The organism is Lysobacter cavernae, from assembly GCF_042648505.1.
Taxonomy (GTDB): Bacteria; Pseudomonadota; Gammaproteobacteria; order Xanthomonadales; family Xanthomonadaceae; genus Lysobacter_L; species Lysobacter_L cavernae.
Map to the genome: position 1 here is coordinate 117395 of NZ_JBHRXK010000007.1, position 24578 is coordinate 141972.

28 protein-coding genes are annotated in these 24578 nt (G+C 65.7%); 22 read left to right on the forward strand and 6 right to left on the reverse strand.

Going from position 1 to position 24578, the window contains the following annotated elements; genetic code table 11:
* The first annotated feature begins 14 nt into the window (after nucleotides 1-14).
* From rpsN to ACFOLC_RS14035, 15 genes are all read left to right on the forward strand, one after another.
* Nucleotides 15-320, forward strand: a complete 306-nt coding sequence (rpsN, locus tag ACFOLC_RS13965; RefSeq protein ID WP_386759866.1) for a 30S ribosomal protein S14 — start codon at nucleotides 15-17, stop codon at nucleotides 318-320.
* Nucleotides 321-447: 127 nt separating this feature from the next.
* Entirely contained in the window at nucleotides 448-846 is a 399-nt protein-coding gene (rpsH, locus tag ACFOLC_RS13970) for a 30S ribosomal protein S8 (protein WP_386759867.1), read from the forward strand.
* Between the two features lie 13 nt (nucleotides 847-859).
* Nucleotides 860-1387, forward strand: a complete 528-nt coding sequence (rplF, locus tag ACFOLC_RS13975; RefSeq protein ID WP_386759868.1) for a 50S ribosomal protein L6 — start codon at nucleotides 860-862, stop codon at nucleotides 1385-1387.
* Nucleotides 1388-1416: 29 nt separating this feature from the next.
* Entirely contained in the window at nucleotides 1417-1770 is a 354-nt protein-coding gene (rplR, locus tag ACFOLC_RS13980; RefSeq protein ID WP_386759869.1) for a 50S ribosomal protein L18, read from the forward strand.
* Between the two features lie 168 nt (nucleotides 1771-1938).
* Complete coding sequence (gene rpsE / locus ACFOLC_RS13985; protein ID WP_386759870.1) at nucleotides 1939-2475, forward strand: 30S ribosomal protein S5; 537 nt, start codon at nucleotides 1939-1941, stop codon at nucleotides 2473-2475.
* Nucleotides 2468-2668, forward strand: coding sequence for a 50S ribosomal protein L30 (rpmD, locus tag ACFOLC_RS13990; protein WP_386759871.1), 201 nt, complete (start codon nucleotides 2468-2470; stop codon nucleotides 2666-2668). The genes rpsE and rpmD overlap by 8 nt, the downstream gene beginning before the upstream one ends.
* Before the next feature lie 6 nt (nucleotides 2669-2674).
* Nucleotides 2675-3112: a 50S ribosomal protein L15 gene (gene rplO, locus ACFOLC_RS13995; RefSeq protein WP_386759872.1), complete on the forward strand. Its 438-nt coding sequence runs from the start codon at nucleotides 2675-2677 to the stop codon at nucleotides 3110-3112.
* 7 nt (nucleotides 3113-3119) lie between these two features.
* Nucleotides 3120-4481 (forward strand): preprotein translocase subunit SecY, encoded by a 1362-nt coding sequence (gene secY, locus ACFOLC_RS14000; RefSeq protein ID WP_386759873.1) that lies wholly within the window; start codon nucleotides 3120-3122, stop codon nucleotides 4479-4481.
* Nucleotides 4482-4798: 317 nt separating this feature from the next.
* On the forward strand, nucleotides 4799-5155 hold the full coding sequence (rpsM, locus tag ACFOLC_RS14005; RefSeq protein ID WP_386759874.1) for a 30S ribosomal protein S13: 357 nt from the start codon (nucleotides 4799-4801) through the stop codon (nucleotides 5153-5155).
* Nucleotides 5156-5165: 10 nt separating this feature from the next.
* A complete protein-coding gene (rpsK, locus tag ACFOLC_RS14010; protein ID WP_055902370.1) occupies nucleotides 5166-5558 on the forward strand; it encodes a 30S ribosomal protein S11 in 393 nt (130 codons plus the stop codon).
* 14 nt (nucleotides 5559-5572) lie between these two features.
* Entirely contained in the window at nucleotides 5573-6202 is a 630-nt protein-coding gene (gene rpsD / locus ACFOLC_RS14015; RefSeq protein ID WP_386759875.1) for a 30S ribosomal protein S4, read from the forward strand.
* 18 nt (nucleotides 6203-6220) lie between these two features.
* Nucleotides 6221-7219, forward strand: a complete 999-nt coding sequence (locus tag ACFOLC_RS14020) for a DNA-directed RNA polymerase subunit alpha (RefSeq protein WP_386759876.1) — start codon at nucleotides 6221-6223, stop codon at nucleotides 7217-7219.
* Nucleotides 7220-7416: 197 nt separating this feature from the next.
* Complete coding sequence (gene rplQ / locus ACFOLC_RS14025; protein ID WP_386759877.1) at nucleotides 7417-7791, forward strand: 50S ribosomal protein L17; 375 nt, start codon at nucleotides 7417-7419, stop codon at nucleotides 7789-7791.
* Between the two features lie 184 nt (nucleotides 7792-7975).
* Nucleotides 7976-8476 carry a disulfide bond formation protein B gene (locus tag ACFOLC_RS14030; protein ID WP_386759904.1) on the forward strand — a complete coding sequence of 167 codons (501 nt, stop codon included), beginning with the start codon at nucleotides 7976-7978 and terminating at the stop codon, nucleotides 8474-8476.
* A gap of 89 nt (nucleotides 8477-8565) precedes the next feature.
* Nucleotides 8566-9954, forward strand: a complete 1389-nt coding sequence (locus ACFOLC_RS14035) for a class II 3-deoxy-7-phosphoheptulonate synthase (protein WP_386759878.1) — start codon at nucleotides 8566-8568, stop codon at nucleotides 9952-9954.
* A 61-nt stretch (nucleotides 9955-10015) separates the two neighbouring features.
* On the opposite strand, the gene ACFOLC_RS14040 is transcribed toward ACFOLC_RS14035, so the two are convergent.
* From ACFOLC_RS14040 to typA, 4 genes are all read right to left on the reverse strand, one after another.
* Entirely contained in the window at nucleotides 10016-11677 is a 1662-nt protein-coding gene (locus ACFOLC_RS14040; RefSeq protein WP_386759879.1) for an amidase, read from the reverse strand.
* A 40-nt stretch (nucleotides 11678-11717) separates the two neighbouring features.
* Nucleotides 11718-12188, reverse strand: a complete 471-nt coding sequence (locus tag ACFOLC_RS14045; protein ID WP_386759880.1) for a DUF2127 domain-containing protein — start codon at nucleotides 12186-12188, stop codon at nucleotides 11718-11720.
* 2 nt (nucleotides 12189-12190) lie between these two features.
* Nucleotides 12191-12742: a hypothetical protein gene (locus ACFOLC_RS14050; RefSeq protein WP_386759881.1), complete on the reverse strand. Its 552-nt coding sequence runs from the start codon at nucleotides 12740-12742 to the stop codon at nucleotides 12191-12193.
* A gap of 65 nt (nucleotides 12743-12807) precedes the next feature.
* The gene (gene typA / locus ACFOLC_RS14055) at nucleotides 12808-14637 is read right to left on the reverse strand and encodes a translational GTPase TypA (RefSeq protein ID WP_386759882.1); all 1830 of its coding nucleotides are present in this window, start codon (nucleotides 14635-14637) and stop codon (nucleotides 12808-12810) included.
* 193 nt (nucleotides 14638-14830) lie between these two features.
* Between typA and ACFOLC_RS14060 the strand changes: the two genes are divergently transcribed.
* From ACFOLC_RS14060 to ACFOLC_RS14090, 7 genes are all read left to right on the forward strand, one after another.
* A complete protein-coding gene (locus ACFOLC_RS14060; protein ID WP_386759883.1) occupies nucleotides 14831-15328 on the forward strand; it encodes a peptidylprolyl isomerase in 498 nt (165 codons plus the stop codon).
* Nucleotides 15329-15619: 291 nt separating this feature from the next.
* Nucleotides 15620-16825 carry a pyridoxal phosphate-dependent aminotransferase gene (locus ACFOLC_RS14065; protein WP_386759884.1) on the forward strand — a complete coding sequence of 402 codons (1206 nt, stop codon included), beginning with the start codon at nucleotides 15620-15622 and terminating at the stop codon, nucleotides 16823-16825.
* A 97-nt stretch (nucleotides 16826-16922) separates the two neighbouring features.
* Nucleotides 16923-17909, forward strand: coding sequence for a malate dehydrogenase (locus tag ACFOLC_RS14070; protein WP_386759885.1), 987 nt, complete (start codon nucleotides 16923-16925; stop codon nucleotides 17907-17909).
* A 288-nt stretch (nucleotides 17910-18197) separates the two neighbouring features.
* Nucleotides 18198-20096, forward strand: a complete 1899-nt coding sequence (gene prpE, locus ACFOLC_RS14075; RefSeq protein WP_386759886.1) for a propionate--CoA ligase — start codon at nucleotides 18198-18200, stop codon at nucleotides 20094-20096.
* 83 nt (nucleotides 20097-20179) lie between these two features.
* Nucleotides 20180-21067: a methylisocitrate lyase gene (prpB, locus tag ACFOLC_RS14080; protein ID WP_386759887.1), complete on the forward strand. Its 888-nt coding sequence runs from the start codon at nucleotides 20180-20182 to the stop codon at nucleotides 21065-21067.
* A gap of 259 nt (nucleotides 21068-21326) precedes the next feature.
* Nucleotides 21327-22478 (forward strand): bifunctional 2-methylcitrate synthase/citrate synthase, encoded by a 1152-nt coding sequence (prpC, locus tag ACFOLC_RS14085; protein WP_386759888.1) that lies wholly within the window; start codon nucleotides 21327-21329, stop codon nucleotides 22476-22478.
* 171 nt (nucleotides 22479-22649) lie between these two features.
* Nucleotides 22650-23162 (forward strand): hypothetical protein, encoded by a 513-nt coding sequence (locus ACFOLC_RS14090; protein WP_386759889.1) that lies wholly within the window; start codon nucleotides 22650-22652, stop codon nucleotides 23160-23162.
* A gap of 67 nt (nucleotides 23163-23229) precedes the next feature.
* Here the strand turns inward: ACFOLC_RS14090 and ACFOLC_RS14095 are convergent, their stop codons facing one another.
* Nucleotides 23230-23841 carry a glutathione S-transferase N-terminal domain-containing protein gene (locus ACFOLC_RS14095; protein WP_386759890.1) on the reverse strand — a complete coding sequence of 204 codons (612 nt, stop codon included), beginning with the start codon at nucleotides 23839-23841 and terminating at the stop codon, nucleotides 23230-23232.
* 119 nt (nucleotides 23842-23960) lie between these two features.
* Complete coding sequence (locus ACFOLC_RS14100; RefSeq protein ID WP_386759891.1) at nucleotides 23961-24419, reverse strand: cell wall hydrolase; 459 nt, start codon at nucleotides 24417-24419, stop codon at nucleotides 23961-23963.
* Nucleotides 24420-24578 lie beyond the last annotated feature (159 nt).

Sequence of the window (24578 nt, forward strand, 5' to 3'; positions counted from 1 at the left end):
TCGAGGACTGAACAATGGCTAAGACCTCCATGGTCAACCGCGAGATCAAGCGGGCCAAGCTGGCGAAGAAGCATGCCGGCAAGCGCGAGGAGCTGAAGAAGATCGTCTCCAGCCTCACCGCGTCGTACGAAGACAAGCTGGATGCCGTGGTCAAGCTGCAGAAGCTGCCGCGCGACTCCTCGCCGAGCCGCCAGCGCAACCGCTGCGAGCTGTCGGGCCGTCCGCGTGGCGTGTACCGCAAGTTTGGCCTGGGCCGCAACATGCTGCGCAAGGCCACGATGAACGGTGACGTTCCCGGTCTGCGCAAGGCCAGCTGGTAAGCAAGACAGCCGGCAAGTCTGCTAGACTTGCCGGCTGTCGACGTTCCAAGCGTTGCGACCCCGGTCGCGACGTTACAACTGAATTCGCAATTCCGCGGATATCGGTGCTACTCATAGGTGACTTTTCATGAGCATGACTGATCCCATTGCCGACATGCTGGTGCGCATCAAGAATGCCGCCGCGGTTCGGAAGCAGACGGTGAAGATGCCGTCGTCCAAGATCAAGGTGGCCATCGCTGCCGTGCTGAAGGACGAGGGCTACATCCTGGATTCGCGCGTGACCGAAGTCGGTCCGGGCAAGTCCGAACTCGAAATCTCGCTGAAGTACTACGAAGGCAAGCCGGTGATCGAGCGCCTCCAGCGCTACTCCCGCTCGGGTCTGCGTCAGTACCGTGGCAAGGACGAACTGCCCAAGGTCCTCGGCGGCCTCGGCGTCGCCATCATCTCCACCTCGAAAGGCATCATGACCGATGCGCAGGCGCGCCAGCAGGGCGTCGGCGGTGAAGTCCTGTGCTTCGTGGCCTAAGGGAGGAATAACCATGTCCCGAGTTGCCAAGAAGCCGGTTGCCCTGCCGAAGGGCGTCGAGCTGAACATCCAGGCCGATTCGATCAGCACCAAGGGCCCGAAGGGCACGCTGTCGATCGCCAAGCCGGCCGCCATCGCGCTCAAGGTCGAAGACGGCCATGCCGTGTTCTCGACCGAAGACGCCGCGTTGATCCCGCTGACCGGTACCCTGCGCGCGATCCTCGCCAACATGGTGAAGGGCGTGTCCGAAGGTTTCGAGCGCAAGCTCGAGCTGGTTGGCGTCGGTTACCGTGCCGCCATGCAGGGCAAGGACCTGAACCTGTCGCTGGGTTTCTCGCACCCGGTGCTGTTCCAGGCGCCGGAAGGCATCACCATCGCCACCCCGACCCAGACCGAGATCCTGGTCCAGGGCGCGGACAAGCAGCGCGTCGGTGAAGTCGCCGCCAAGATCCGTGGCTTCCGTCCGCCGGAGCCCTACAAGGGCAAGGGTGTGAAGTACGCCGGTGAAGTCATCATTCGCAAGGAAGCCAAGAAGGCGTAAGCCGTCTTCAGCTTTCGAGGATAAGAACCATGAACAAGAACATCGCTCGCCTGCGCCGCGCCAAGTCGACCCGTGCGCACATCCGCGAACTCGGCGTGCCGCGTCTGACGGTGCTGCGCACCGGTCAGCACCTGTACGCCCAGGTCTTCACTGCCGACGGCTCCAAGGTCCTGGCCGCCGCCTCGACCGTGCAGGCCGACGTCAAGGACGGCCTGAAGAACGGCAAGAATGCCGATGCCGCCGTCAAGGTCGGTCGCATGATCGCCGAGCGTGCCAAGGCGGCGGGCATCGAGAAGGTCGCTTTCGACCGCTCGGGCTACCGTTACCACGGTCGCATCAAGGCGCTCGCCGACGCAGCCCGCGAAGGCGGTCTGCAGTTCTAAGCTTGAAGGCGTGGGGATTCGCCCCCACGCCTTGTACGCACAGCTTCACCTGCCGACGCGGGCTGCGTCGGGCGCAATGATGGGTTCCCGTCATTCGTGCGGCATCCGAGGCATATCACAATCATAAGCGGCGACGCCGCAAATCCCTTTAATCAACGAGATACCGAAATGGCTGAAGAGCAACGTGCACCGCGGGGTCGCGACCGCAACCGCGAAGAGATCGACGACGGCATGATCGAAAAGCTGATCGCGGTCAACCGCGTCAGCAAGACCGTCAAGGGCGGCCGCCAGTTCACCTTCACCGCACTGACGGTGGTGGGTGACGGCAACGGCAAGGTCGGCTTCGGCTACGGCAAGGCGCGTGAAGTGCCGGTCGCAATCCAGAAGTCGATGGAGTACGCCCGCAAGAGCATGAACAACGTCGACCTGAACAACGGCACCCTGTGGCACGCCGTCAAGTCGGGTCACGGTGCAGCGCATGTGTTCATGCAGCCGGCGTCGGAAGGTACCGGCGTGATCGCCGGCGGCGCGATGCGCGCCGTGCTGGAAGCGGTCGGCGTCAAGAACGTGCTGGCCAAGGCCACCGGTTCGCGTAACCCGATCAACCTGGTCCGTGCCACCCTGAAGGGCCTGACCGACATGCATTCGCCGGCCAAGATCGCCGCGAAGCGTGGCAAGAAGGTGGAGGACCTGATCCATGGCTAAGAACGAAGCCGTCAATGGCGGCACCGTCAAGGTGCGCCTGGTCAAGGGTCTGCGTGGCACCCAGTCGCGTCACCGCCTGTCGGTGCGTGCGCTGGGCCTGAACAAGCTCAACGACGTGCGTGAACTGAAGGACAGCCCGCAGGTGCGCGGCCTGATCAATCAGCTCCACTACCTCGTCCGAGTCGAGGAGTAATCAATCATGCGTCTTAACACTCTCCAGCCCGCCGACGGCGCCCGCGCAGATCGCAAGCGCGTCGGTCGCGGTATCGGTTCCGGCCTCGGCAAGACCGCAGGTCGCGGCCACAAGGGTTCGTTCGCGCGCTCGGGCAAGGGCAAGATCAAGCCGGGCTTTGAAGGCGGCCAGATGCCGATGCAGCGTCGTCTGCCGAAGATCGGCTTCCGCTCCAAGCTGTCCAAGGACACGGCCGAAGTGCTGCTGTACCAACTGGACAAGCTGGAAGCCGGCGAGATCGATTTCGCCGCGCTCAAGGCTGCCAAGCTGGTGCCGAGCACCGCCAAGCAGGCCAAGATCGTGAAGAAGGGCGAGCTGAGCAAGAAGTTCGTGCTCAAGGGCGTGCTGGCCACGGCCGGCGCCAAGGCCGCTATCGAAGCGGCTGGCGGCAAGGTCGAGGAGTAAGCACTAGATGGCGCGCAGCGGTAGCAACGCGGTTGCCGGAATCGGTGGCGGACTCGGTAAGTTCACCGAGTTGCGCCAGCGCCTGCTGTTCGTCGTCGGTGCCTTGATCGTCTACCGCATCGGTTGCTACATCCCGGTGCCGGGCGTCAATCCGGAAGCGATGCTCCAGTTGATGGAGACGCAGAAGGGCACCATCGTGGACATGTTCAACATGTTCTCGGGTGGTGCCCTGCATCGCTTCAGTCTGTTTGCGCTGAACGTGATGCCGTATATCTCGGCGTCGATCATCGTGCAGTTGCTGGTGCAGATCGTGCCTAGCCTGAAGGCCATCCAGAAGGAAGGCGAGTCGGGCCGGCGCAAGATCAACCAGTGGTCGCGCATGGGGGCGATTCCGCTGGCAGTGTTCCAGGCCTGGGGTATCGCCACGGCCCTGCAGGCCGGCGGCGCCAGCCAGGGCATCGAGGTGGTCTACAACCCCGGTCCAGGCTTCATCCTGACCGCGGTGATCGCATTGACTGCCGGTACGATGTTCCTGATGTGGATCGGTGAGCAGGTCACCGAGCGCGGCATCGGCAACGGCGTTTCCCTGATCATCTTCGCCGGCATCGTCGCGGGCCTGCCGGCGGCCGTGATTGGCATGTTCGAGCAGATTCGCAATGGCGACATGAGCGCGCTGACCGCGATCGCGGTGGTGGCCATCGTGCTGGGCTTCACCTACCTGGTGGTGTTCGTCGAGCGCGGCCAGCGCCGCATCACGGTGAACTACGCCCGGCGCCAGGGCGGCCGCAACGCCTACATGAACCAGTCGTCGTTCCTGCCGCTCAAGCTCAACATGGCGGGTGTGATCCCGGCCATCTTTGCCTCGAGCATCGTGATGTTCCCGGCGACGGCGGCGACCTGGTTCAGCCAGGGCAATTCGGGTTCGTGGCTGCAGCGCGTCAGCCAGTGGTTGAACCCGGGTGAGCCGTTGCACATGATCCTGTATGCGGCGCTGATCACCGGTTTCGCGTTCTTCTACACGGCGCTGGTGTTCAACTCGCAGGAAACGGCCGACAATCTCAAGAAGTCGGGCGCGCTGATTCCGGGCATCCGTCCGGGCAAGGCCACCGCCGATTACGTCGATGGCGTGCTGACCCGCCTCACCGCGGCCGGTGCGGTCTACCTGGTGCTGGTCTGCCTGTTGCCGGAAGTCATGCGTACCCAGATGGGCACCTCGTTCTACTTCGGTGGCACCTCACTGTTGATCGTGGTGGTGGTGGTCATGGACTTCATCGCCCAGATCCAGGCTCACCTGATGTCGCATCAGTACGAAAGCCTGCTGAAGAAAGCGAACTTGAAAGGCGGCTCGCGCGGTCTGTCGCGCGGGTAAGATGCAATTCCAACGTCTCCCGCGGGTATCTCCGGCGGCTTGACGACACGATGGGCGGCTCACGCGGCGTCTCGCGCGTGAGTGAGCCAGGACCGATCCGCGTGCCAGAGTAGCGCGCGGTGCCGGGTAGGGCGGTTCGCCGCGTCTACCTAGGCAGTCCGGGTTCGTCGCCGGAGCATGGGCACACTCCCCATGCCGGGTTCTGCCGTGCCTTAGGGTACGGCAGGGCTTCCTATTAACCCGAGACTTTGTTAAACTTTCCAGTTCACTCTGCCGGGATTATCCGTCCTGGCCGCCAATCAGTTGGAGATCGCGTTATGGCGCGTATTGCGGGCGTCAACTTGCCTGCCCAGAAGCACGTCTGGGTCGGGCTGCAAAGCATCTACGGCATCGGCCGTACTCGTTCGAAGAAGGTCTGCGATTCGGCCGGCGTGAATTCGTCGACCAAGATCCGTGACCTGTCCGAGCCGGAAGTCGAGCGCCTGCGCGCCGAAGTCGGCAAGTTCGTTGTCGAAGGCGACCTGCGTCGCGAGATCGGCATCGCCATCAAGCGTTTGATGGACTTGGCCTGCTACCGCGGCCTGCGTCACCGTCGCGGCCTGCCGCTGCGCGGCCAGCGCACGCGTACCAATGCCCGTACCCGCAAGGGTCCGCGCAAAGCCATCCGGAAGTAAGGAATAGATCATGGCTAAGCCGGCTGCTGCCAAAACCAAGAAGAAGATCAAGCGGGTCGTCACCGACGGTATCGCCCACGTCCACGCTTCTTTCAACAACACCATCATCACGATCACCGACCGCCAGGGCAACGCGCTGTCGTGGGCGACTTCGGGTGGCGCGGGTTTCCGCGGCTCGCGCAAGTCGACCCCGTTCGCCGCCCAGGTGGCTGCCGAAAAGGCCGGCCGTGCTGCGCTCGACTACGGCGTGAAGTCGCTGGAAGTGCGCATCAAGGGCCCGGGTCCGGGTCGTGAGTCCGCCGTTCGTTCGTTGAACAACGTCGGTTACAAGATCATGAACATCATCGACGTGACGCCAATCCCGCACAACGGGTGCCGTCCGCCGAAGAAGCGTCGCGTCTGAGGAGCTGAAGAAAAATGGCTCGTTATATTGGTCCCACCTGTAAGCTCGCCCGTCGCGAAGGCGCCGACCTCGGCCTGAAGTCGTCCGCCCGTGCGCTGGACTCGAAGTGCAAACTCGAGCAGAAGCCCGGCCAGCATGGCCCCACCGCCCGCAAGGGCAAGCTGTCCGATTACGCCACCCAGCTGCGCGAGAAGCAGAAGGTCAAGCGTATCTACGGTCTGCTGGAGCGCCAGTTCCGCAACTACTACAAGAAGGCCTCGACCAAGAAGGGCAACACGGGTGAAAACCTGCTGCAGCTCCTCGAGACCCGTCTTGACAACGTCGTCTACCGCATGGGCTTCGCAGTGACCCGCCCGGCCGCGCGCCAGCTGGTTTCGCACCGCGGTGTCACGGTCAACGGCAAGCCGGTCAATCTGCCGTCGTACCAGGTCAAGGCCGGCGACGCGATCGCGTTGGCCGAACGCGCCCAGAAGCAGCTCCGCGTGCAGGAATCCCTGACCGTGGCCACGCAGATGGACCTCTCGCCGTCGTGGGTTGAAGTCGACAGCAAGAAGTTCAGCGGCGTGTTCAAGGCTGTTCCGGATCGTGCTGACCTGCCGGCTGACATCAACGAAGCGCTGATCGTCGAGCTGTACTCGAAGTAATCCAGGAGACGCCAGAACATGACGGTTACCGCAAACCAGGTGCTGCGTCCGCGCGGCCCCCAGATCGAACGCCTCACGGGCAACCGTGCCAAGGTCGTGATCGAGCCGCTGGAGCGTGGCTATGGCCATACGCTCGGCAATGCGCTGCGCCGCGTGCTGCTGTCGTCGATCCCGGGCTTCGCAATCACGGAAGTCGAGATCGATGGCGTGCTGCACGAGTACACCACGGTCGAAGGTCTGGAAGAGGACGTGCTCGAGGTTCTGCTGAACCTCAAGGACGTCGCCATCCGCATGCACACCGGTGAATCCTCGACGCTGTCGCTGTCCAAGCAGGGCCCCGGCATCGTCACCGCCGGTGACATCAAGACCGACCACAACGTCGAGATCCTCAATCCGGAGCACGTGATCGCGCACCTGACCAAGGACACCGCGCTCAACATGCGTCTGAAGATCGAGCGCGGCTTCGGCTACCAGCCGGCTGCTGCGCGTCGCCGTCCGGACGAGGAGACCCGCGCCATCGGTCGCCTGATGCTGGACGCGTCGTTCTCGCCGGTCCGCCGCGTCGCCTACGCCGTCGAGGCCGCCCGCGTCGAACAGCGCACCGACCTCGACAAGCTCGTCCTCGACATCGAGACCAACGGCACGATCGACGCCGAGGAAGCCGTGCGCACCGCCGCCGACATCCTCAGTGACCAGCTGTCGGTGTTCGGTGACTTCACCCACCGCGACCGCGGTGCGGCGAAGCCGGCCACCAGTGGAATCGACCCGATCCTGCTGCGTCCGATCGACGACCTCGAGCTGACCGTGCGTTCGGCCAACTGCCTCAAGGCCGAGAGCATCTACTACGTCGGCGATCTGATCCAGAAGACCGAAGTCGAGCTGCTCAAGACGCCGAACCTCGGCAAGAAGTCGCTCACCGAGATCAAGGAAGTCCTCGCACAGCGCGGTCTGTCCCTTGGCATGAAGCTCGAGAACTGGCCGCCGGCGGGCATCGCCTCGCACGGCATGATGGGCTGAGCCTCGCGCTTTAGATTTACGCAGGCCGCGCCTTCGGGTGCGGCCTGCGGTTCCTGCAAGACCAACACCGACGGGCCTGAAGGCCTGCGGTTTGCCGGCCACGGAGGGTCGGTTCGGACCACCCGCAGTCCAATGCTCCAACGCCTGGATGGCGACAGCGAAGTTCAACGGTTCAACATTCACCAGGAATCCCAGTCATGCGCCACAAGAAAGCCGGCCGTAAGTTCAGCCGCACCAGTGCCCATCGCGACGCCATGTTCACCAATATGGCCGCCTCGCTGATCAAGCACGGCCTCATCCGTACCACCCTGCCCAAGGCCAAGGAGCTGCGCCGCGTTGCCGAGCCGCTCATCACCCTGGCCAAGGTCGACGGCGTCGCCAACCGCCGCCTCGCCTTCTCGCGCCTGCGCGACAAGGAAGCCGTGGGCACGCTGTTCACCACCCTCGGCCCGCGTTACCAGGCCCGCCCGGGCGGCTACCTGCGCATCCTCAAGTGCGGTTTCCGCGCTGGCGACAATGCGCCGATGGCCTACGTCGAGCTGGTTGACCGTCCGGAAGCCGCCACGGAGTAATCCGCAGCGGTTTGCCGCAGGCCGATGGCAGCGATGCCATCAGCCGACGCAGAAGCCCTGGCGCTTGCGCCGGGGCTTTTTGCTGTGTCAAATCCGGGGGCGTGGTAACAGCGAGCGAACTTCCAGCGGCCAGCGCGGTCAGCTGTTCAGCTCTCCGACGAGTACGTAAGCTGACGACATGACCATCTCGATCCTGCGCGGCTCGTTCCGCACCCAGTACCTCCTGGGCTTCATCGCCTGCGCCGGCCTTCTGGCCTACGCGTTCTACCTGCAGCTGCACGATGGCCTGGAGCCGTGTCCGCTGTGCATCTTCCAGCGCGTGGCGTTCTGCGTGCTTGGCCTGGTGTTCCTGGTCGGCGCCCTGCATGCGCCCAAGGGTCAGGCGGGGCGGCGTGGCTACGGTGTGCTGGCACTGCTGGCGGCGGTCGCCGGCATCGCCGTCGCCGGCAACCATGTGCGTCTTCAGCACCTGCCACCGGACCAGGTGCCGTCGTGTGGCCCGGGCTTGGACTACATGCTCGACGCGATGCCGATCAGCGGTGTGATCCGCAAGGTCATGACCGGCTCGGGCGAGTGCGCCAACGTCGACTGGAGCTTCCTCGGCCTGGCGATGCCGGCCTGGAGCCTGGTCTGGTTCGTGCTGCTGGCGCTGTGGGCCGGCTACGCCGCATTCCGGCGCCGCTGAACCCGCCGCCACGGTTGCCGCTGTAACGGTTGCAGCCCGGCGTGCGAGCGCCGATGATGATTCGCCGCATTGCAGCAATCGCTCCCGCCATGCCTACGCCCGATCGCAATCTCCGTGCCGTGAACCTGCCCACCGACTGGTCGCCGTTGTCCTGGCGCGACCGTCCCGCGATGCAGTTGCCGACGTATCCGGACGAGTCGGCACTGGAGTCGGCGCTGAGCGAATTGCGTGCGTTGCCGCCGCTGGTGACCTCGTGGGAGATCCTGGCGCTCAAGCAGCAACTGGCCGAAGCGCAGGAAGGCAAGCGCTTCCTGTTGCAGGGCGGTGATTGCGCCGAAAGCTTCGATGCCTGCAGCTCGGACGTGATCTCCAACCGCCTCAAGGTGCTGTTGCAGATGAGCCTGGTGCTGGTGCACGGCCTGCGCAAACCGGTGGTGCGTGTCGGCCGTTTTGCCGGTCAGTACGCCAAGCCGCGCTCGGCCGACACCGAGACCATCGGCGATGTCACCCTGCCGAGCTACCGCGGTGACGTGGTCAATGCCCCCGAGTTCACCGCCGCGGCGCGCGCGCCGGACCCGCGCCGCATGATCAAGGCGCACGCGCGCTCGGCGATGACGATGAATTTTGTCCGTGCGCTGATCGACGGCGGCTTCGCCGACCTGCATCACCCCGAATACTGGAACCTGAGCTGGGTCGGTCATTCACCGTTGGCCGACGAATACCGCCGCATGGTCAACGCGATCGGCGACGCGGTGCGCTTCATGGAGACATTGTCCGGCAGCGAGGTGCACAACCTCAACCGCGTCGACTTCTACACCTCGCACGAGGCCTTGCTGCTGCCGTACGAGGAGTCGTTGACGCGACAGGTGCCGCGCCATTGGGGTTGGTTCAACCTCAGCACGCATTACCCGTGGATCGGCATGCGCACGGCCGCGGTCGATGGCGCACACGCGGAGTACTTCCGCGGCATCCGAAACCCGATCGCGCTGAAAGTGGGCCCGTCGGTCACGCCGGACCAACTGCTGCGCACGATCGACCTGCTCAACCCCGAGGACGAACCGGGCCGGTTGACCTTCATCCACCGCATGGGCGCGACCGGCATCGCCGACAAACTGCCGCCGTTGCTGGAGGCGGTGCGCCGCGACGGTCGCCGCGTGCTGTGGGTGTGCGACCCGATGCATGGCAACACCGAGAGCACCAGCAACGGCTACAAGACCCGTCGCTTCCGCAACATCCGCAGCGAGCTGGAGCAGGCGTTCGAACTGCACGCCGCGGCCGGTACGCGTCTGGGCGGCGCGCACCTAGAGCTGACTGGCGAGGACGTGACCGAGTGCCTCGGCGGCGCACGCGAGCTGACCGAGAGCGATCTGGAGCGCGCCTACAAGTCGACGGTCGATCCGCGCCTGAACTACGAGCAGGCGCTGGAGATCGCGATGCTGATCGTGCGCAAGCAGGCGCAGATCGCCGCGCCTGCCTGATCAACTCGATGTGGCAAGTAAAACGAAGGCCGGCATTGCCGGCCTTCGTTGTTTCGGGTGGTCAGGGTGAGGCCGGCTTGGCGGGTGGTGCGGCTTTCTTAGGTTCGAGATCCACTGTTGCCAGGAACTGCGGCGGCTTGCGCGCATGCGTCTTCTGCTCGAAGGCGTAAGCCAGCTGGATCAGACGCGGCTCGCTCCAGGCCGTGCCCATGAACACGATGCCCATCGGCAGGCCGAAGTGCTCGCCCATCGGCACGGTCACGCTGGGCGTGCCGGCGACCGCGGCCACACCGTAGCCTTCTCCGAGGAAGTGGTCGCCATGGATCGGATCGATCGGCCAGGCCGGCGCGGTGGCCGGGGCGACCAGGGCATCGAGTTGCTGGGCCTTGAGCGTGGCCTCGATGCCTTCGGCGCCGGCCAGTCGGCGCGCCTTGTTGCGGGCCTCGATGTAGGCGGCCTCGTCGAGCGAGCCCTTGGCCTGTGCCTGCTCGAACAGCTCCTGGCCGAAGAACACCAGCTCTTCGCCGGCGTGGCGGCGATTGAAGTCGATCAGCCCGGCCAAGGTCTGCACCGGCGCCTGGCTCCTGGCCAGGTAGTTCTCGACACCGGATTTGAACTCGTACAGCAGCATTTGGAATTCCGGATCGTTCCATTGCCCGGCGCTGGCGATCTCGACGTCGAGCAGTTCCGCGCCGGCCCCGCGCATGGCCGCCAGGCTGCGCTCGAACGCGGCGTCGGCGGCGGGGTGGAAGCCCATCGCCTTGCGCAGCACGCCGATGCGCGCGCCCTTGAGCGCCTGCGGGTCGAGGCGGGCGTGGTAGTCGAACAGGGCCCGGCCGCTGCTTTCGGCAGTGGCCGCATCGCTTTCGTCGCGCCCGACGATCGCCGACAGCAGCACCGCCGCATCGGCGACGCTGCGTGCCATCGGGCCGGCGGTGTCCTGGCTGTGCGAGATCGGGATGATGCCGTTGCGACTGACCAGGCCGACCGTCGGCTTGATGCCGACCAGGCCCGTCACCGACGAGGGACAGATGATGCTGCCGTCGGTTTCGGTGCCGATGCCGGCCGCGGCCAGGCTGGCGGCGATCGCGCTGCCCGTGCCGGAGCTGGATCCGCACGGTGAACGGTCCAGTGCGTAAGGATTGCGGGTCTGGCCGCCACGCGCGCTCCAGCCCGAGGCCGAGCGCGATGAGCGGAAATTGGCCCACTCGCTGAGGTTGGTCTTGCCCAGGATCACCGCGCCGGCTTCGCGCAGGCGTGCGACCAGGAAGGCATCGGTTTTGGGCCGGTGCGCGGCCAGGGCGAGCGAGCCGGCCGAATTGACCATCGGCGTGGCGTCGATGTTGTCCTTGAGCAGCAGCGGCACGCCGTGCAGCGGCCCGCGCACGCGCCCGGCCTTGCGTTCGGCGTCGCGCGCGTCGGCTTCCTTGAGCGCGTCGGCATTGGTTTCGATCACCGCATTGAGGCGCGGCCCGGCGTCGTCGATGGCGGCGATGCGATCGAAGTAGGCCTGGGTCAGGGCGCGGCTGCTGAGTTCGCCACGGCCCATGCGCGCCTGCAGCTCGGTGATGCCGGTTTCAGCGAAAGCAAAACCGTCCGCGCGTTGGGCCGCAGATGGCGGTGCGACGCGCGCGCTCGAAGTGGCAGCGGGTGCCGGCGGCGCATTGCGCTGGCAGGACGGCAGCAAGGCCAGCAGCATCGCCGGCAACAACAGTGAGCGCATGGCGATTCCCCGGTCGCGGATGGCGTCCGGAGCATAGCGATCAGCGGCGGCGCTTCACAAGGTCGCGTGCCAGCACTGCGACCACGATCAAGTTGACGATCAGCACGATCGTCGACAGCCAGCCCGGATGGCGGAACAGCGCGTAGACATCCAGTGGCAGGTAGACCGCCGCGCTGATGCAGCCCAGCCACGACGCCCAGGCCTTGGCGCGCCACAGCCCCCAGGCTTCGAGCAGACGCAGCAGGCCGTAGGCCAGCACGGCCGCAGCGGCCAGATGCACCGAATCGGGGTTGATGGTCTGCGACAGCCAGGCCAGCGCACCGTGGTCGGGATCGAGCTGGAAGCGGCTGGTCAGTTCCTGCAGCCAGCGCACCAGCGGTGCCGGCCCAAGCAGTTCCAGGCCACTGGCGGCAAGCAATGCCAGCAGGCCCTTGGCGGCCTCGAACAGGGCAATGGCATGCAGGCCCGGATGGGCATGCGGGCGCGGGTCGTAGGGGGTGTCCGCGGTCATCGTCAGCGGGTCCGCGCAGCGTATTTTTCGATCAGGTCCTGCGCGATCGTCATGTCCATGTGGGTCTGGTCACAGAGTCGGCGGATCGCGTCGAGTTTCCTGCCGTCGTCGACGAGTTTGCGCACGTCCACCGGCAAGCGGAAGGTGCCCGAGCGCAGGTGCTCGCGCGCGGCTTTGCGTGCAACCGGGCCGCCCAGGGTCGAGCGGATCTGCATGATCGCCTCGACCGTATCCCCCTGGTCGAACAGCGCCTGGATCTCGCTCGACCAGGCGGAGGGCGATGTGCTCGATGACTCGGCGCGCGCTTCAGGCGGCGGCTCGATCGCTGGCGTTGCCTCGAGCACCACCTCCGCTTGCGGCGCCGGAGCGGGCGGATCGGCCACAACGGGGACGGGTGGCGTCGATTGCGGTTGCGATACAGGGGGCGAGGGGGACGTTGGGGCAACGGGCACGGACGGTGGTGCCGTTGCCCGCTGGCGTGCCCGCAGTCTCCAGCCGAGGAGCAATCCCGGCACCAGTCCGGCAATCCACCAGATCAGGTCGTGCGTATCCATGCGCGATTTGACTCGTCAGGCGCGCGCAGAGGGCCTCTGCGCACGCCTCATCCGTGACTCTTGATTCAGGCCGCGCGCGAGGCGCGCTTGCGGTCGCTCTCTGTGAGGAACTTCTTGCGCAGACGGATTTCCTTCGGCGTGACTTCGACCAGCTCGTCGTCCTCGATGAAGTCCAGCGCCTGCTCCAGCGAGTACTTGATCGCCGGGGTCAGCTTGATGGCGTCATCCTTGCCCGAGGCGCGCATGTTGGTCAGCGGCTTGGTCTTGATGGCGTTGACCGTCAGGTCGTTGTCCTTCGAATGGATGCCGATCAGCTGGCCTTCGTAGACGTTGTCGCCTTCGGCGGCGAACAGCTTGCCGCGCTCTTCCAGCGGGCCGAGCGAGTAGGCCGGGGTGGCGCCCGGGGCGTTGGCGATCATCACGCCGTTGATGCGCTTGGCGATCGCGCCGACTTCCTTCGGGCCGTAATGGTCGAACACGTGGAACAGCAGTCCCGAGCCCTGGGTCAGGGTGCGGAACTCGTTCTGGAAGCCGATCAGGCCACGGGCCGGGATCATGTAATCCAGGCGCACGCGGCCCTTGCCGTCGGGTTCCATGTTCTTCAGCTGGGCCTTGCGGATGCCGAGCTTCTCCATCACGCCGCCCTGGTGCTGCTCCTCGATGTCGACCACCAGTTGCTCGATCGGCTCCATCAGCTGGCCGTCGACTTCCTTGATGATGACTTCCGGGCGCGACACGGCCAGCTCGTAGCCTTCGCGGCGCATGTTCTCGATCAGCACCGACAGGTGCAGTTCGCCACGACCCGAGACCAGGAACTTGTCCGGGTCCGAACCTTCCTCGACCTTCAACGCCACGTTGTGCAGGGTCTCGCGCTCCAGGCGCTCGCGCAGCTGGCGGCTGGTGAGGAACTTGCCGCCGCTGAGCTCCTTGTGCCCGGCGAACGGCGAATTGTTGACCTGGAAGGTCATCGAGATGGTCGGCTCGTCGACGGTCAGGGCCGGCAGCGCTTCCGGGGTGTCCAGTGCGCAGATGGTGTCGGAGATGCTGAGGTCGGCGACGCCCGAGATGGCGACGATGTCGCCGGCTTCGGCTTCCGCGACTTCCACCCGTTCCAGGCCCATGAAGCCGAGCACCTGCAGGACCTTGCCCTGGCGCTTCTTGCCATGGCGGTCGACCACGCTGACCGGCATGTTGGTGCGGACCTTGCCGCGCTGGATGCGGCCGACGCCGATCAGGCCGACGAAGTTGTTGTAGTCCAGCTGGCTGATGCGCATCTGGAACGGGCCGTCCGGATCGACCGTCGGCGCCGGCACGTGCTTCATGATCGCTTCGTACAGCGGGGTCATGTCGCCATCGCGCGCGGTGTCGTCGAGGCTGGCGTAGCCGTGCAGCGCCGAGGCGTAGACGATCGGGAAGTCGAGCTGCTCGTTGGTGGCGCCGAGCTTGTCGAACAGGTCGAACACCTGGTCGATGACCCAGTCCGGACGCGCGCCCGGGCGATCGATCTTGTTGACTACGACTATGGGCTTGAAGCCCATCGCAAACGCCTTCTGGGTCACGAAGCGGGTCTGCGGCATCGGGCCGTCCATCGCGTCGACCAGGATCAGCACCGAGTCGACCATCGACAGCACGCGCTCGACCTCGCCGCCGAAGTCGGCGTGGCCCGGGGTGTCGACGATGTTGATGCGGTTGCCCTGCCAGGTGATGGCGGTGTTCTTGGACAGGATCGTGATGCCACGTTCCTTTTCCTGGTCGTTGCTGTCCATCACGCGTTCGGCCAGCACGGTGCGTTCATTGAACGTGCCGGACTGCTTGAGCAGGCAATCGACGAGGGTGGTCTTGCCATGGTCGACGTGGGCGACGATGGCGATATTGCGCAGGCGTTCAATGGACATGCGGAAAAGGCCGGCAGACCGGCGCTCAGGCGAGGAGGTAGCCGGACATTATACCCGTCAATGGTGACCGCTGCCTGTTCAGCCTGAGGGCCGGAGAGCGCGGCTGGAGTATCCTTGTGAACGGCCCGCACCGCCGCCATCTGGGCGTCGAGTGCGGGAATTCCTCCCCGATTACGTCCCCTGGAGACGGTTAATGAGCCTGATCGCCACTTTCGACACCTCGCGCGGCCCGATCCGCATCGAACTCGCCGCCGACAAGGCGCCGCTGACCGTCGCCAACTTCGTCAACCTGGCCCAGCGCGGCTTCTACGACGGCCTCAACTTCCACCGCGTGATCGCCGATTTCATGATCCAGGGCGGCTGCCCGCAGGGCACCGGCACCGGCGGTCCCGGTTACCGCTTCGAGGACGAGGCCCGCAACGGTCTGAGCCACGAGCGTGGCGTGCTGTCGATGGCCAACGCCGGCCCCGGCACCAACGGCAGCCAGTTCTTCGTCACCCACGTGGCCTGCCCGTGGCTGGACGGCAAGCACACCGTGTTCGGCAGGGTCATCGAAGGCCAGGACATCGTCGACACCGTCAAGCAGGGTGACGTGATCACGTCCGTGAAGATCGAAGGCGACACCGCCGCCGTGCTGGCCGCCAAGGCCGACCGCGTCGCCGACTGGAACAAGACCTTGGACAACCGGTAATCCGGTTGTCCCCCATAAGGTTACTGACGCAAACCTTTGGGCCCCGCGTCATAGGCCTCCAAATCCCCGCGCTGTCGCGCAGCCCCTTTACTAAAGGGGCTTTGGGCGGCTGAGAGGTCGCAGGGGAGGGGCTGGATTAGACGCCCGCTCCGGCTTTGCCGGGGCGGGCGTTTTCGTTGGCAACGAACGGCGGTCGCGGTTGGGCTGCGTGCTACCATTTCGGGGCTCGATTGCGGCTGAATTCAGACCGCGACGGCCACCCCCACATCGACACTTCCAGAGGTTCCCGCGATGCCCCAGCTTGCCCGGCGCATCGGTCGCGCCAAGCCCAGCGCGATCATGCAGGTTGCCGAGAAGGCCAAGCGGCTCAAGGCCGAAGGCCGCGACATCATCAGCTTCTCGATCGGCGTTCCCAACTTCCTGCCCGGCGAGCATGTCTACGCCGCCGCGCGCGACGCGCTGAGCAAGGACAGCGGCCAGTACGGCAGCAACCGCGGCAGCGACGCGCTGCTGGATGCCTTCATCGAGCACATGGCCAAGATCGGCCTGACCGGCTACGGCCGCGTCAACGTCGCCACCGGCATCGGCGCGAAACACGTGATCTACAACCTGGCCGAGGCGCTGCTGGACGAGGGCGACACCATCGCCTTCCCGACGCCGTACTGGACCAGCTACCTCGACATCGCCGAGATCGTCAACGCCCAGATCGATCTGCTGCCGTGCCCGGCCTCGCAGGATTACAAGCTCACCCCGGCACAGCTCGACGCGGCGCTGGCGAAGAAGCCCAGGGTGTTCTTGTTCAACAACCCCTCGAACCCGACCGGCATGGTCTATTCGAAGGAAGAAATCGACGCGCTGGCCGACGTCGTCGCCAAGTATCCGGACACCTGGATCATCACCGACGACATCTACAACCGCATGGTGTTCGACGGCCTGGGCTACCACAACTTCGTGCACGCCCGTCCTGAGCTGCGCGAGCGCGTGATCTTCATCGACTCGCTGTCCAAGACCTACGGCATGCCGGGTTGGCGCGTCGGTTTCATGGCTGGTCCGGAATCGGTCGCGCAGGCGATCGTGACGATGAACTCCAACCACATCACCAACATCCCGGAGATCGTCAGCGCCGCCGCGGTGGCCGCGCTGTCGGGCCCGCAGGACGTGCCGATCGCCAAGTGCGCCGAGTTCCAGGCCAAGCGCGACCAGGTGATGGACGTGATGAACGCGATCCCGGGCGTGGTCTGCCCGCGCCCGCAGGGTGCGTTCTACGTGTTCCCGGACATCTCCGTCGCCTTCGGCAAGACCCACGGCCCGACCGGCGCCAAGATCGGCAACGACGTCGATTTCTGCAACGTGCTGCTGGAAGCCAAGGGCGTGGCATGCGTGCCGGGTTCGGCATTCGGCGAGCCGCGTGCGCTGCGCATCAGCTACACCTGCCCGACGCCGCAGCTGGCGCCGGGTCTGCAGCGGTTCCAGGAGTTCTTCGCTGAGCTGCAGTGATTGGTGATTGGTGATTCGTGATTCGCGAAAGCGGATCACGAATGCCGATCGATCTTCTCCAATCACTAATCACCAATCACGAATCACGGAGTTACCCATGAAGACCCCCGTCCGCGTTGCCGTTACCGGTGCTGCCGGCCAGATCGGTTACTCGCTGCTGTTCCGCATCGCTTCCGGCGAAATGCTCGGCAAGGATCAGCCCGTCATCCTGCAGATGCTCGAGCTGCCGATGGAGAAGGCCCAGGCCGCGCTCAAGGGCGTGATGATGGAGCTGGAAGACTGCGCGTTCCCGCTGCTGGCCGGCATGGTCGGTACCGACGACGCCGAAGTCGCGTTCAAGGACGCCGACATCGCCCTGCTGGTCGGCGCGCGTCCGCGCGGCCCGGGCATGGAGCGCAAGGACCTGCTGCTGGAGAACGCCAAGATCTTCACCGCCCAGGGCGCGGCGCTGAACAAGGTCGCTTCGCGCAACGTCAAGGTTCTGGTGGTCGGCAACCCGGCCAACACCAATGCCTACATCGCCATGAAGTCGGCGCCGGACCTGCCGGCGAAGAATTTCACCGCGATGCTGCGCCTGGATCACAACCGCGCGCTGTCGCAGCTGGCGTCCAAGGCCGGCGTCGCCGTGGCCGACATCGAGAAGCTGGTGGTGTGGGGCAACCACAGCCCGACCATGTACCCGGACTACCGCTTCGCCACCGTCAATGGTGCGTCGTTGAAGGACAAGATCAACGACGCCGACTGGAACGCCAACACCTTCATCCCGCAGGTCGGCAAGCGCGGCGCGGCGATCATCGAGGCACGTGGCCTGTCCTCGGCGGCTTCGGCGGCCAATGCCGCCATCGACCACATCCGTGACTGGGTGCTGGGCAGCAACGGCAAGTGGGTGACGATGGGCGTGCCGTCAGACGGCAGCTACGGCATCCCGACCGGGGTGATGTACGGCGTACCGGTGACCACGGCCAACGGCGAGTACACCCGCGTCGAGGGCCTGCCGGTCGACGAGTTCAGCCGCGCGGCGATGGACAAGACCCTGGCCGAGCTGGAAGAAGAGCGCGCCGGCGTGGCGCATCTGCTGGGGTGATTGCGGGATGGCCGGATAACGGCCAGATTGCAATGAAAAAGGCGGCCTTCGGGCCGCTTTTTTTGTTCCCTTCTCCCTGCGGGAGAAGGTGCCCGCAGGGCGGATGAGGGTTGGCGAAGCGTCAAGGTGAAACTGGCGGTGCATTGAGGCGCCCTTGGTTTCGTTTCTCCCGCTTTGTTTGCCCTCACCCCAACCCCTCTCCCGCGGGAGAGGGGCTTGCTACCAAGGTCGTAACGCTTCCTTCCAGTCCTGGGACTAGCCTCGACGGATATCGTGGGAGGTGCGTTCATGCGTTACGAGGAGTTCTACCGCCAGTCGATCGAGCAGCCCGAGGTGTTCTGGGCCGAGCAGGCGCAGGCGATCCACTGGCACAAGCCGCCGCAGCGGATCCTCGACTACTCCAACCCTCCGTTCCGCAAGTGGTTCGTCGGCGGCGAAACCAATCTGTGCTTCAACGCAATCGACCGTCACCTCGACGAGCGCGGCGACCAGCTCGCACTGGTGGCGATCTCGACCGAAACCCAGCGCACCCACGAGATCACCTACCGCGAGCTGCATCGCGAGGTGAACACCTTCGCAGCGATGCTCAAATCGCTCGGCGTCGGTCGCGGCGACCGCGTCGTGATCTACATGCCCAACATGGCCGAGGCGGTGTACGCGATGCTGGCTTGTGCGCGCATCGGTGCCGTGCATTCGGTCGTGTTCGGTGGCTTTGCCGCGCACAACCTGGCGCTGCGCATCGACGACGCGCAGCCGAAGCTGCTGATCTGCGCCGATGCCGGCATGCGCGGCGGCAAGGTCATCCCGTACAAACCGCTGGTGGATGCGGCATGCGAAGAGGCGACGTCTCCGCCGGCGCATGTGTTGATCGTCAGCCGCGACCTCGATCCCCATCGCCGTGTCATCGAAGGACGCGATGTTGATTACGCGACGCTGCGTGAGCAGCACGACGGCGCGATGGTCGACGTCGAATGGCTCGAATCCAGCGAGCCCAGCTACCTGCTCTACACCTCCGGCACCACCGGTAAACCCAAAGGCGTGCAGCGCGATGTCGGTGGCTATGCGGTGGCGATGGCATTGTCGATGTGGTCGATATACGACGTGCGTGCCGGACAGGTGATGTTCTCCACCTCCGACGTCGGTTGGGCCGTGGGCCACAGCTACAACGTCTACGGTCCGCTGATCGCCGGTGCGACCTCGGTGCTGTACGAAGGCCTGCCGACCAACCCCGACCCCGGCATCTGGTGGCGCATCTGCGAGCAGTACGGCGTGCGCACCATGTTTTCCTCGCCCACCGGCATCCGGGTGCTGAAGAAGCAGGATACGGCGTGGCTGAAGAAACACGACCTGTCGAAACTGCAGTGGTTGTTCCTGGCCGGTGAGCCGCTCGACGAGCCGACCGCACACTGGATCACCGACGGCATCGGCAAGACCGTCATCGACAACTACTGGCAGACCGAAACCGGCTGGCCGGTGCTGTCGCTGATGCCGGGCCTGGACATGAAACCGGTCAAGTTCGGCTCGCCCGGCCTGCCGACGCCGGGCTACAAGCTGCGCGTGATCGACGACAACGGCGGCGAGGACGTCGCGGCGGGCGAGAAGGGCGTGCTGGTGATCGAACCGCCGCTGCCGCCGGGCTGCCTGACCACGGTGTGGAACGACGACGCGCGTTTCCTGTCGAGTTATTTCAGCCACTTCAACGAACTGCTGTACAGCTCGCTGGACTGGGCGATCCGCGACGAGGACGGCTACACCTTCATCCTCGGCCGCACTGACGACGTCATCAACGTTGCCGGCCATCGCCTGGGCACGCGCGAGATCGAGGAGTCGTGCGCCACGCACCCCAGCGTCGCCGAAGCGGCGGTCATTGGCGTGCACGACGAGTTGAAGGGGCAGGTGCCGGTGGTGTTCGCCACGCTCAAGCAGGTCGGGCACGACGAGACGCCCGGTGAGGCCGCGGCGAGCATGCAACGACGGGTTGTCGAGCAACTGGGTGGAGTAGCGCGGCCGGCGCGCGTGTACGTGGTCAACGCGCTGCCCAAGACGCGCTCGGGCAAGTTGCTGCGGCGCTCGATCCAGGCGCTGGCCGAGCACCGCGACCCCGGCGATCTGTCCACGCTGGACGACCCGGGCGCACTGGAAGAGGTCCGGCGTGCGTTGGACCGGGGTGCCGATTCGGGCGGTTGACCGCGCAGCGCGGTTGCGCACGGTGTCTGACCGGAGCGAGGGAGAGCCGCTGCGCTAAAATAGCGTTTCAACCAGGAGATGCCATGACCTCGCAACCCTCCGCCGGCGCACGCTTCCGCGCCGCTGTCGCCGAAGAATCCCCGCTGCAGGTGATGGGTGCCATCACCGCTTACGCCGGCCTGATGGCCAAGCGTGTGGGCTACAAGGCCCTTTACCTCTCCGGCGGTGGCGTGGCCGCCAACTCGCTGGGCATCCCGGACCTGGGCATCAGCACGATGGAGGACGTCCTCACCGACGCCCGCCGGATAGTCGACGCCACCCAGATGCCGCTGCTGGTCGACATCGATACCGGCTGGGGCGGGGCGTTCAACATTGCCCGCACCGTGCGTTCTTTCATCAACGTCGGCGTCGCTGCCGTGCACATGGAAGACCAGGTCGGGCAGAAGCGCTGCGGCCACCGCCCGGGCAAGGAAGTGGTGCCCACCGGCGAGATGGTCGATCGCGTCAAGGCTGCTGTCGATGCCCGCACCGACAGCGGCTTCGTGATCATGGCGCGCACCGATGCAGCGGCCACGGAAGGCGTCGACGCGGCGATCGAGCGCGCGTGCAGATACGTTGAAGCCGGCGCCGACATGATCTTCCCCGAGGCGATGAACACGCTGGAGGATTATCGGCGTTTCAAGGCGGCGGTGAAGGTGCCGATCCTGGCCAACCTCACCGAGTTCGGCTCCACGCCGTTCTTCACCACCGACGAGCTGCGCAGCGGCAACGTCGACATCGCGCTGTACTGCTGCGGTGCCTACCGCGCGATGAACAAGGCCGCGCTGGGCTTCTACGAGACGGTGCGCCGCGAAGGCACGCAGAAAAACACCATCGACACGCTGCAGACGCGCGCGCAGCTGTACGACTTCCTCGGCTATCACGCCTATGAAGACAAGCTTGATGCGCTGTTTGCCCGCAGCGAGAAATGATGGCGCGTTGAAAAAGTCGGCCGACGGAGCGTACAGGTCCTCACGATGCTGGAGTCCCCCTGTCCCAACCTCCGCCGGCGCGTCCGTCCGCCCTGCGACCGCGGCGAGCGCGATACTGGCCCGCCACGGTCGTCTGCGACATGCCAGTCGCAGCTAGGCTAATCCCCCGGTTTTTCACTGTTACTACTGAAAACGACGGCCCCTGGCGGGACCGGACACGACAGGTTCCCGCCCAGGTCCACATTCCAGGAGAGTTCCGATGACTGATGCCGCACCCGCCCTGCCCAAGGCGAAGAAATCCGTCGCACTGAGCGGCACCGCCGCCGGCAACACCGCGCTGTGCACCGTCGGTCGCAGCGGCAATGACCTGCATTACCGCGGCTACGACATCCACGACCTCGCCACCCGGTCGACGTTCGAGGAAGTCGCGCACCTGCTGGTGCACGGCGTGCTGCCGGCCACTTCGCAGCTGACGGCCTACAAGGCCAAGCTCAAGCGCCTGCGCGGCCTGCCGGCGATCGTCGCCGAAGCGCTGGAACTGGTGCCGGCCAACGCGCATCCGATGGATGTGTTGCGCACCGGTTGCTCGGTACTGGGCACGGTGCTGCCCGAACGCGAAGGTCATCCGGCGTCGGAAGCGCGCGACATCGCCGACAAGCTGATCGCCAGCTTCGGCTCGATGCTGCTGTACTGGTGGCACTTCACCCGCAACGGCCGCCGCATCGACGTCGAGACCGACGACGATTCCGTTGCCGCGCACTTCCTGCACCTGCTGCACGGCGAACCGCCGAGCGCGTTGCATGCCGATTCGCTCGACAAGTCGCTGATCCTCTACGCCGAGCACGAGTTCAACGCCTCGACTTTTACCGCGCGCGTGATCGCCGGCACCGGCTCGGACCTGCATTCGTGCATCACCGGCGCGATCGGCGCGCTGCGTGGCCCCAAGCACGGCGGCGCCAACGAAGTGGCGATGGACATCATCAGCCGTTACAACACGGCCGATGAAGCCGAGGCCGACATCCGCGCGCGCATGGAGCGCAAGGAGATCATCATCGGCTTCGGCCACCCGGTGTACACCATCGGCGATCCGCGCAACCCGATCATCAAGGAGCTCTCGCGCAAGCTGTGCAAGGACGGCGGCAACCAGACGCTGTTCGATGTGTCCGAGCGCATCGAGAACCTGATGATGGACAGCAAGAAGATGTTCCCGAACCTCGATTGGTACTCGGCGTCGGCCTATCACATGATGGGCATCCCGACGCCGATGTTCACCCCGCTGTTCGTCATCGCCCGCACCAGCGGCTGGAGCGCGCACGTGATCGAACAGCGCGAGGACGGCAAGATCATCCGCCCGAGCGCGAACTACGTCGGTCCGGAAGACCGCGAGTACGTGGCGATCGACAAGCGTTGATCGCGCCGGTTGTCGTAATGGGAAAGGCCGCGCTCTGCGCGGCCTTTTTTCATCCAGCGAGCGGATACCCCCGAATGGGGCTGGGGTCCTCTTGATCGCCGGCTTGCGCACGCAGGCCGCGACCGTGGCATAGTCGGCGGGCCTTTCGTGGCCGGTGGTTCGGGGGAAGCCATGCGCGATGACGAAGTGCCAAGCAAGACCGAGGCGGGACGCGACGAGATCCTCAGTCGCGCCCGCAAACTGCCGACCGTGCTGCGCTCGATCCTGTTGCTGGTCGATGGCCAGCGCAACGTGGCGCAGCTGCGCGAGGTGATCGCCGGCCTGCACGGCCCGGCCGACGCTCTGGAGCAGTTGCGGACGATGGATCTGGTCGCGGTGCCGGGCGGGTTGGCCGCCGCGGCGGCGGCCACGATTCCGACGGCCGCGCCCGCGGCGCAAGCGGCTCAGACGGACCATGCTGCGAGTGGCGGAGCGTATGGCGCGCTGTACACGATGATGACCGAGGCGGTGCGCGAGCACCTGGGCCTGCGTGGCTATTTCCTGCAGCTCAAGATCGAGCGCTGCAGCGACGTGGCTGGCTTGCAGGGGGTGTTGCCGGAGCTCAAGGCGGCGCTGACCAAGGCGCACGACGACGCCTTCGCCCGCGAGTTCGAACGGCGCCTGCAGACCGCGACGCAGGGGTAGGCCGGTGCTGCAGGGCGGCCGCGGAAGTCGCGGCCGTCGGTCGATCAGGCGGCCCTACGACAAGCTCTCAGGACAGGCCTTCGGCCTTCAGCGCAGCCTGCACGCCGGCATCGGCTTCCATGCGCTGCTTGAATGCGGCGAGGTGGTCGAGCCCGCCGAGGTCGACCTTGAGCGCCTGCGCCCAGCGCAGGGTGAGGTAGAGGTAGGGGTCGGCGACGCTGCGGAAGCCGGCCAGCCACTGCTTGTCGGCCAGTTGCCGGTCGGCGATCTCGAACAGGCTGCGCAGGCGCTTGAGCGCGGTGGCCTTCAGTGCCGTGTGCTGGTCCGGGTCGGGGATATAGGCCGCCGGTCCGAACACCGGCTTGAACGCCGGGTGCAGGTCCGAGTTGACGAAGGCCAGCCAGCGCATCGCCTCGGCGCGCTGGCGCACGCTGCCGTCACCGGTCAGGCCGGCCTCGGGGTAGGTGTCGGCGATGTAGCCCATGATCGCCGCGTTCTGGGTCAGCACGAAGTCGCCATCGACGATCGCCGGCACGGCGCCGGTCGGGTTGATCGCCAGGTACGCCGGCGCCTTCATCGTGTCCTTGTCCAGCACTTCGAACTCGAACGGCTGGCCGGTCCACTGCAACGCGATGTGGTCGGCGGTCGAGCACGCACCGGGCTTGGTGTAGAGCTTCATGCAGGTCTCCGGAGGCGGATGGTCATGGCGAGCCGACGACTATCGCCGACCCGCCGGTCATCCTCAACGGCAGTGCCGCAATGCAGCGTTGCGTGCCAGGGCTTTACGACGGGCCGGCGTTACGACTTGCGCGGTTTCAGCGACTGCACCTTATAAAAGGTGTGGTCGCCGATGGTGGCCACCTGGTAGGCGGTGCGCCACGACGGGCTGGCGATCGCGTGCGCGGCGAAATGGCTGGCGCCGGGCACGATCTCCTTGCGCTGCCCCGCGGGCAGGGCCCAGTTGCGCTCGGCCTCGAGCGCGATGGTCACGGCCTCGGCCCAGGCCTCGGTATTGCCCAGACGGGTCGCCGGCGACACCAGGGTCGGCGCGAACTGTTTGCGGGCGGTGACCACGTCACAGACCGTATTGCCCCACAGGCCGCTGTCGCGGCGGCGCAGGGCGACCTCCGCCACCGCCTTCTGGCCGCGCACGGACTGGTCGCGGGCTTCGAGGTAGACGGTGGTACTCAGGCACAGCGAATCGGCGGTTTGTGGCGGCAGCACGGAGGCTAACCACAGGATCCAAGCCAGTTTCATATTGTCGGACTCCTTGCTCCGTTGCGCCGGGCCGCACTGCAGCGTCCGTCTCATCAGGAGACGGCAACCGCGGGACGAACCGGCATGGCGTACTGGGGAGGGCAGCGGCTCTGCGGCGCGCTTTTGCCCCGTCACCGAAATCGCGCAGACCGCGCGGCC